The organism is Actinosynnema sp. NPDC059797, assembly GCF_042732085.1.
Lineage (GTDB): Bacteria > Actinomycetota > Actinomycetes > Mycobacteriales > Pseudonocardiaceae > Actinosynnema.
The window spans coordinates 1-8,124 of the sequence record NZ_JBHWIE010000328.1 but is presented as its reverse complement, the minus strand read 5'-3'; the positions used below and the strand labels follow the sequence as shown (position 1 = coordinate 8,124).

General features: G+C 72.9%; 6 protein-coding genes. 3 read left to right on the top strand and 3 right to left on the bottom strand.

The window, feature by feature from the left end:
* Positions 1–91 precede the first annotated feature (91 nt).
* The 3 genes from ACFV4N_RS36060 to ACFV4N_RS36050 are packed head-to-tail and all read right to left on the bottom strand — an operon-like array spanning position 92 to position 2,471.
* Positions 92–898, bottom strand: a complete 807-nt coding sequence (locus ACFV4N_RS36060; RefSeq protein WP_499677149.1) for an ABC transporter permease — start codon at positions 896–898, stop codon at positions 92–94.
* A gap of 11 nt (positions 899–909) precedes the next feature.
* Complete coding sequence (locus ACFV4N_RS36055) at positions 910–1,845, bottom strand: ATP-binding cassette domain-containing protein (RefSeq protein ID WP_499677148.1); 936 nt, start codon at positions 1,843–1,845, stop codon at positions 910–912.
* Complete coding sequence (locus ACFV4N_RS36050; RefSeq protein ID WP_499677147.1) at positions 1,842–2,471, bottom strand: TetR/AcrR family transcriptional regulator; 630 nt, start codon at positions 2,469–2,471, stop codon at positions 1,842–1,844. The genes ACFV4N_RS36055 and ACFV4N_RS36050 overlap by 4 nt, the downstream gene beginning before the upstream one ends.
* 174 nt (positions 2,472–2,645) lie before the next feature.
* Between ACFV4N_RS36050 and ACFV4N_RS36045 the strand changes: the two genes are divergently transcribed.
* The 3 genes from ACFV4N_RS36045 to ACFV4N_RS36035 all read left to right on the top strand — a co-directional run.
* Positions 2,646–3,425: a single-stranded DNA-binding protein gene (locus tag ACFV4N_RS36045; protein WP_499677146.1), complete on the top strand. Its 780-nt coding sequence runs from the start codon at positions 2,646–2,648 to the stop codon at positions 3,423–3,425.
* Between the two features lie 320 nt (positions 3,426–3,745).
* Entirely contained in the window at positions 3,746–5,422 is a 1,677-nt protein-coding gene (ettA, locus tag ACFV4N_RS36040) for an energy-dependent translational throttle protein EttA (RefSeq protein WP_499677145.1), read from the top strand.
* 18 nt (positions 5,423–5,440) lie between these two features.
* Positions 5,441–8,124 (top strand): hypothetical protein (locus tag ACFV4N_RS36035; RefSeq protein ID WP_499677144.1); only part of this gene is annotated, 2,684 nt, incomplete at its 3' end.

The following is an 8,124-nucleotide window of genomic DNA, read 5'->3' as shown; positions in this document are numbered from 1 at the left end:
CGCCATCGCGACCAGGTTCGACAAGACCGCCGTGTCCTACCGGGGCATGCTCGACCTGGCCACCCTGCTCATCTGGCTTTGAGGACAGCCCCTAGAGCGGGCGGCGGAAGCCCTTCACGGCGAGCGCCCAGCCGACGGCGGCCAGCGCGGCGCTGGTGACCAGCGCGCCGACCACGCCGGTGACGGGGTGGGCCAGCGCCATGGCGCGCGCCGCGTCCACCGCGTAGGTCAGCGGGTTGACGTTCGCGACGGCCTGGAGCCAGCCCGGCAGGCCGCTGATCGGCACGTACGCGCTGGAGGCGAACATCAGCGGGAACATCGCCAGGAAGCCCACGGTCTGCATCAGCTCGGCGTTGCGCAGCCACGCGGCGATGGCCAGGAACACCCAGCCCAGGCCCCACGAGACGGCCAGCGACAGCGCCAGCGCGCCCGCCATGCCAAGCAGGCCGCCGGCGGGGGAGAAGCCGAACACCGCGAGCGCGAACACCAGCATCAGCAGCAGCTGCGCGGTCGTGCGGGCCAGGTCGGACAGGCTGCGGGCGACGAGCACCGAACCCGGCTGGATCGGCAGCGAGCGGAACCGGGCCAGCACGCCGTTCTTCATGTCGGTGACGAGGCCGACGCCCGCCTGGAGCGAGGCCTGCATGGCGGTGTTGACCAGGATCGCGGGCATCAGGAAGTCGATGTAGGCCACGCCCTGCGGGAAGCCGGGCGCGTTGGCGACGCTGGCGAAGATCTGGCTGAACAGGGTCAGCATGATCAGCGGCTGCAGGACGCTGAAGACGATCATGCGCGGGTCGCTGACCAGCGCGCGCAGCGACCTCTGCGTCAGCACGAGCACCTGCGTGCCGAAGCCGGTGCCGCGCCAGGGGGTCCGCGTGGCGGCGAGGGTGGTCATGTCGCTCCTGTTCAGGCGGCGTGCGGCTGGTGGGCGAGGGACAGGTAGACGTCGTCGAGGGTCGGCTCGCCCAGGGCCAGCTCGGTGGCCTCCAGGCCGACCTCGTCCAGGGCGCGGACCACGGTGGCGATCTCGCGCGACGACGTGACGGGCGCGGTGAGCGCGTTCGCCGCGGCCACGGGCTGGAGGCCCGCCCGTTCCAGCGACGCGGTGGCCTTGGGCACGTCCGCGACGTCGGGCAGGGTGACGGTGACGGTGCGCTGCCCGACCTGGGCCTTCAGCTCGGCGCTGGTGCCGGAGGCGACGACCCGGCCCTGCGAGAGCACGGTGATGGAGTCGGCGAGGCGGTCGGCCTCGTCCAGGTACTGGGTGGTGAGCAGGACCGACGTGCCGTCGTCGACCAGGCGTTCCACGATCTCCCACAGGCCCAGGCGGCTGGCCGGGTCCAGGCCCGTGGTCGGCTCGTCGAGGAAGATCACCTCGGGGTGGCCGACCAGGCTCGCGGCCAGGTCCAGGCGCCGGCGCATGCCGCCGGAGTAGGTGCGGGACGGCCGCTTCGCCGCGTCCGCGAGGTCGAACAGCTCCAGCAGCTCGTGGGCCCGGCCCCGGGCCTCACGGGGCGTCGCGCCGAGCAGCCGGGCGATCAGGACCAGGTTGTCCAGGCCGGACAGCTGCTCGTCGACGGCGGCGAACTGGCCGGTCAGGCCGATGCGGCTGCGCACCTGGTGCGCCTCGCGGACCACGTCGAACCCCGCCACCCTGGCCTGCCCCCGGTCCGGCGGGAGCAGCGTGGTGAGCACGTTGACCAGGGTCGTCTTGCCCGCGCCGTTGTGGCCGAGCAGGCCGAGCACGGTGCCCGCCGGCACGGCCACGCTCACCCCGTCGAGCGCCTGTTGCGCGCCGAACGCCTTGCCGACGTCCGTCGCCTCGATCATGAGGTCGTTCACTGGTCTCCCCTCAGTGCGCCGTGCAGGAACACCTCGACGAGCTGGTCCACGTCCGCCGTGGTCTCGCCGAACCCCTTGCCCTGCATGCGGTTGGTGAACACGAGCCCGAGCAGCAGCCGGGCGGCCAAGGACGGGTCCACGCGCAGGTGGTCCGCCGGCTCGAACAGCGAGGCGACGCGTTCCGAGAGGCGCTGCATCTGCGCCTGCGGGCCGTGGTGCTCGCCGTGCTCACCGTGGTCGCCGTGCTTCTCGCGCGGGTCGAACCCGGAGTCGCGCAGCACGCCGGCCAGCGCCCACATCCGGTCCAGGTAGCCGGAGACGGCACTGGCGGCCCAGGACAGGCGCTCGGCGAGCGTCCCGGCCCGGCGGGCCTCCTCGATCAGCGCCAGCTCGGCGTCGGCCACCAGGACGGCCTGCACGCAGGTGCGGATCAGCTCCTGCTTGTCCTTGAACGCCCGGAAGACCGTGCCCTCCGCGATGCCGGCCGCCTCGGCGATCTGGCTGGTCGTCACGTTGGCGCCGTGCTCGAACAACAGCGGGACGGTGGCCTGGACGATCGCCTCGCGGCGGTCCTCGAGGCTCATCGCGGGCGCCCGCCTGCGGCGGTGGGTGGTCTCCTCGGGCATGGGGACAGCTTATGAGTGAGTCCTCACTCATGTCAACGAGTGAGCGCTCACTCATCCGGTTCGTTGTTATCCATCACTCAGCTCGCGAGTTGTCCACAGATCCGGATTCCGCGCCCCACGACCGCCGCCAACCCCGGCATCCTGACCCCAGGAGACCACCCCGAGGAGGCAGTCATGGCGTACAACGAAACCCGCGTCACCGTGTGCGGCAACGTGGCCAGCAAGATCACCCACCACGAGGTCGGCACCGGCTTCAGCCGGGTGAACTTCCGGCTGTTCACCACGGAGCGCCGCTGGGACCAGGAGCAGCGCGGCTGGGTGGACGGCAACCGGATGTTCCTGTCGGTCAACTGCTGGCGCTCGCTGGCCGACAACGCCTACGCCTCGCTGAACCGCGGGGACCCCGTGGTGGTCACCGGCCGGGTGTCGATCAAGGAGCTGCGGGACGAGGGGCAGGTCCGGCAGCTCGTGGAGATCGAGGCGACCGCGATAGGCCCGAACCTGGCCCTGTGCACGGCCCGCCCCGTGCGCCTGCGAGCGGCACCGCACGAGGCCCTGGCCGACCTGCCCGGGGGAGCCGCCACAGCGGACCCGACCCCCGCCGAAGCGCTCCCGGTCATGACGGGCGCCCCGCCGGCCACCCCGCCTCCGCCGGTCACTTCACCTCCGACCGCCCCCGCACCTGCCCCGGTCGACCCTGTTTCAGCTGGTCCTACCTCCGCTGATCCCGTCCCCGCTTCCTCCAGCCGGAAACGCCCCGCTCCAGCCCGCACCGGCTCGAAGCGCACACCACCCACCTCCGACCTCCCTGCCCCCGACCTCCCGGCCGCCGATCCACCCCTCCCCGCGCTCCCCGCCCCCGAAGTCGTGGTTCCCCGCAGGGAGGGCGAGTCGGCACTGGTGCGGCCGGGTGAAGCGGGGCGTCCGAAGGAGGTGGCCGAAGTGCCGTTCTGAAGCAATCGGGGTACAAGCGCTTCCCAAGTGGGAACCAGAGCGGAGAATGCGGCGGGCAGTCGTCGCCGTTGCGAGCGTGGAGGAGGGAGGTCGTGGGTCGGCGCCGTGGGGCGGACCCGCACGCGGGCATTGGGGACTTGACAGCACGACGAGTTCGCGCATCCGATCGGATCCGCTGGTCGCAGCGTCGCACCAGGGCGGTCCTCCGGACCTGTGACAGGTGTGGGTGACCCACGTTCGCGTTAACTCTGCGTTGTCGTCACGTCCGTTGCCGGCGTCCGAGGTTCGGTCCCGATCGGCACCGCTCTACGATCGCGGGCATGGCCGAGTTCATCTACACCATGAAGAAGGTGCGCAAGGCGCACGGGGACAAGGTCATCCTGGATGACGTCACGATCATGTTCTACCCCGGTGCGAAGATCGGCTTGGTCGGCCCGAACGGCGCCGGCAAGTCCAGCGTGCTGAAGATCATGGCCGGCCTGGACACCCCGGGCAACGGCGAGGCCTACCTCTCGCCCGGCTACACGGTCGGGATCCTCCAGCAGGAGCCGCCGCTGAACGAGGAGAAGACCGTCCTGGGCAACGTCCAGGAGGGCCTGGGCGAGATCAAGGTGAAGCTCGACCGCTTCAACGAGATCGCCGAGAAGATGGCCGTCGACTACTCCGACGAGCTGATGGAGGAGATGGGCCGGCTCCAGGAGGAGCTGGACCACGCGGACGCGTGGGACCTCGACTCCCAGCTGGAGCAGGCGATGGACGCCCTCCGCTGCCCGCCGCCCGACGCCGACGTCAAGGTGCTCTCCGGTGGCGAGCGCCGCCGGGTCGCGCTGTGCAAGCTGCTGCTGAGCAAGCCGGACCTGCTGCTGCTCGACGAGCCCACCAACCACCTGGACGCGGAGAGCGTCCTGTGGCTCGAGCAGCACCTGGCCCAGTACCAGGGCGCCGTCCTGGCGGTCACCCACGACCGGTACTTCCTGGACAACCTGTCCCAGTGGATCCTGGAGCTCGAACGCGGTCGGGCCCACGTCTACGAGGGCAACTACTCCACCTACCTGGAGAAGAAGGCCGAGCGCCTGGCGGTCCAGGGCAAGAAGGACCAGAAGCTGCAGAAGCGGCTGAAGGACGAGCTGGACTGGGTCCGGTCGGGCGCCAAGGCCCGCCAGGCCAAGTCCAAGGCCCGCCTCGGCCGCTACGAGGAGATGGCCGCGGAGGCGGAGAAGACCCGCAAGCTCGACTTCGAGGAGATCCAGATCCCGCCGGGCCCGCGCCTGGGCAACGTCGTGGTCGAGGTCAAGGACCTCAAGAAGGGCTTCGGCGACCGGGTGCTGATCGACGGCCTGTCGTTCAGCCTGCCGCGCAACGGCATCGTCGGCGTGATCGGCCCGAACGGCGTGGGCAAGACGACGCTGTTCAAGACCATCGTCGGCCTGGAGCAGCCGGACGCGGGCGAGGTGAAGGTCGGCGAGACCGTCAAGCTCTCGTACGTCGACCAGAACCGCACCGGCCTGGACCCGAAGAAGAACGTCTGGGAGGTCGTCTCCGACGGCCTCGACTACATCCACGTCGGCAACGTCGAGATGCCGTCGCGGGCGTACGTCAGCGCGTTCGGCTTCAAGGGCCCGGACCAGCAGAAGCCGGCGGGCGTGCTCTCCGGTGGCGAGCGCAACCGGTTGAACCTGGCGCTGACCCTCAAGCAGGGCGGCAACCTGATCCTGCTGGACGAGCCGACGAACGACCTGGACGTCGAGACCCTGGGCTCGCTGGAGAACGCGCTGGAGCAGTTCCCCGGCTGCGCCGTGGTCATCTCGCACGACCGGTGGTTCCTCGACCGCGTCGCCACCCACATCCTGGCGTGGGAGGGCACGGACGAGAACCCGTCCCAGTGGTACTGGTTCGAGGGCAACTTCGAGGGCTACGAGAAGAACAAGGTCGAGCGCCTCGGCGCGGACGCGGCCCGTCCGCACCGCGTCACCTACCGCAAGCTCACCCGGGACTGAGAGCCGAGTACCGACATCGTGGCGGCGAGGGGCGAGGCGCAGGCGGACGTCGAGGTGAGCACGCTGGTCGTGCCCGCCTGGCGGCTGCGTTGGCGGGCACCGGAGCTTGCTCTGGTGCTGGGCGAACGCGCCGTCGCGCTCGCCTCCACCCGCCGTGACGAGATCGACAGGTTGCGCGCGGAGGCGCTGGTCATCTTCGCGAGCAACCGCATGGGCCGGGGCGTCAAGACCGCCGACCGGGCGCTCGACGCGCTCAAGGCGGCCGAGGCCGCGGGCGAGCGGGAGACCGCCTGGCGCCTCCGCGTCGAACTGGCCGACAGCGCCAGGTCGGTGGGCGCGCCGCTGACCGGGTTCGCCGCCGTCCGCCCGGTCCTCGAAGCGGACGACGTGCCGCCGGGCCTGCGCGCCTCGGCCCTCGTGCAGGCGGGCGAGTGCCTGGTCTCGGTCGGCCGGGGCCCGGCCCTGGCCCAGGCCCTGGACGAGGCCGACGGCCTCTACCAGGCCGACCCGCTGCTGGACCACGACACGACGATCCTGCACCGCGGCCTGCTCCGCGCCGCGGCCGCGGGCCAGCACCGCCGCTGGGGCGACCTCCAGGCCGCGATCGCCGCGAGCCGCGAGGGCCTGGCCCTCCTCGACGGCCTCCGGGAGGCCGAGTCGGACAACGGCCAGGTCCGCGGCAGGCTCACGGTCGAGCTGGTCTGCGCCCTGCTGGACTCCAACGCGGAGGGCGAGGCGTCCCGGGTGGGCACCCCGCTCCTGGAGCGCCCCGTCCGGGCGCCCTCGGCGGCCACCGCCGGTTGGCTGCGCCTGGCCCTGGCCACCAGGGTCCACCTGCCCGCCGGCCGGGTCGACCGGGCCCGCGACCTGCTGCACGACGTGGCGGACAGCGCCGAACGCCACCAGCTCGACACCCTCCGGACCGAGAGCCTCCTGGCGCTGGCGCACGTCCACGAGGTGTCCGGCGACCTGACCGAGGCCCTGGCCGACCTCCGCGCCGCCCACGCGGCCGAGCGCAGGCGCGCACGGGCCGTCTACGCGGTCCGCGCGAGGCTCGCGGCGGAGTTCTCCGGGATCCACCGCCAGCCCGCCGGCAGCCTGCACGAGCAGCTGGCCACCCTGCTCCGGACGGGAACCGGGACGGGGGCGGGGGCGGGGAAGGCAGCCCCGACCCCACCGCCCGCCCCGGACGCCAACCTGGCCCCCGAGGTCAGGCAGCAGCTGCGCCAGTGGCGCCCGGTGCAGGTCCACCGCAACGAGGGCCTGCGCGTCAAGCGCTCCCGCCGAGCGGCGGAGGACATGACCGTCGACGGCATCTCGGCGGCCAGGGCGCACGCCGCCGACCGCTGGCGCCTGGTCCACCCCTTCGGTGAACAGGGCGAGCAGGGCGACCAGGACGAGCAGGGGCACCAGAACGACCAGGGGAACCAGGGCGAGCAGGGGAACCGGGGCGAGCGAGTCGGGCGGGCGGACGACACCTCCAAGCCCACCGGCCGCCGCCGCGCGCCGGACCCGGCACCGAACTCGGCCCTCTCACCGAACCCGGCCCCAGTACTGCCACCGAACCCGACCCTGGCGTCGAACCCGGCCCCGAACCCCACGCCGGCGCTGAACCCGACGCCGGAGCCGCAGCAGCCGCAACAGCCGCTGCCCTCCCCGCAGCCGTCGCCCTCGCAGCAGCCGCCGTCCGTGACCAAGGGCCGCCCGGAACACGCCAGGAGCGTCGAAGCGAAACCAACCGCCCTCTCCCAACCCCTCACCCCTCCGGGCGGCTCGAACCTCACCACCGGCACCGCCCCCGGCCCCACCGCGCCCGACCCAGGCCCGACTGCGTCCAGCCCCGACCAGGTCACACCCACCGCAGACCCGGCCTCGCCCACCTCGGGTCCAGTCGCACCCACCTCGGGCCCGGCCGCGCCGACGCCCCCGCCGACCAGCACGGGCGAACACGGCCACACCACCCCGGGCGGCCCCACCTTCCCGTCGGACCTGGCCCTGCCCGACTTCGCCCTGCCGAATCTCGCCTTGCCGAACCTCGCCCTGCCCAACCTCGCCCTGCCGAGCCTCACGCCGCCGGACTTCGCGCGGCCCGACGTGGCGTCGCCGAACCCCGCGCCCCACCCCTCGGACACCCCGCCGCACACCGCACCGAGCGGCCAAGAAGCGGCGTCCCAGCCTGCGGCAACCGCTTCGAGCAGCAGCGAGCCGCCCGACCTCGGTCTGCCGTCCGTTCGCGGCGAGGCGGGCTCGACCGACGACGGCGACGCGACCGCCGAAGCCGCTCAGGCCGAAGCCGCTCAGACCGCCAAGCCCGGTGGCGAGCGGACCGTCCCGGCAGCCGGCCTGATCGCCGCGGCCGGTGCGGTGCGCAGCGGACGTCGGAGGGCGGCCCGGGAGGCTGCCGAGGGTGTTGAGGAGCGGTCCAGTGAGCAGCCCGTCGAGCAGGCGGGCGAGTCGCCCAGCGTGCTGGACAGCTTGAAGGCCGCCGGGTTGCTCGACCCCCAGCGCGCCGGAGGACGTCGTCGGGCTCCGGAGAGGGGCGAGGGCGTCACCGGAACGCCGGTCGCCGCTGAACAAGCCGACCAGCCGGAAGCCACCACCCGCCCGGAAGACCTCGACCCGCGCGCCGCCGAGCCCCGCGCCGCCGAGCCCCGCGCCGCCGAGCCCCGCGCCGCCGAGCCCCGCGCCGCCGAGCCCCGCGC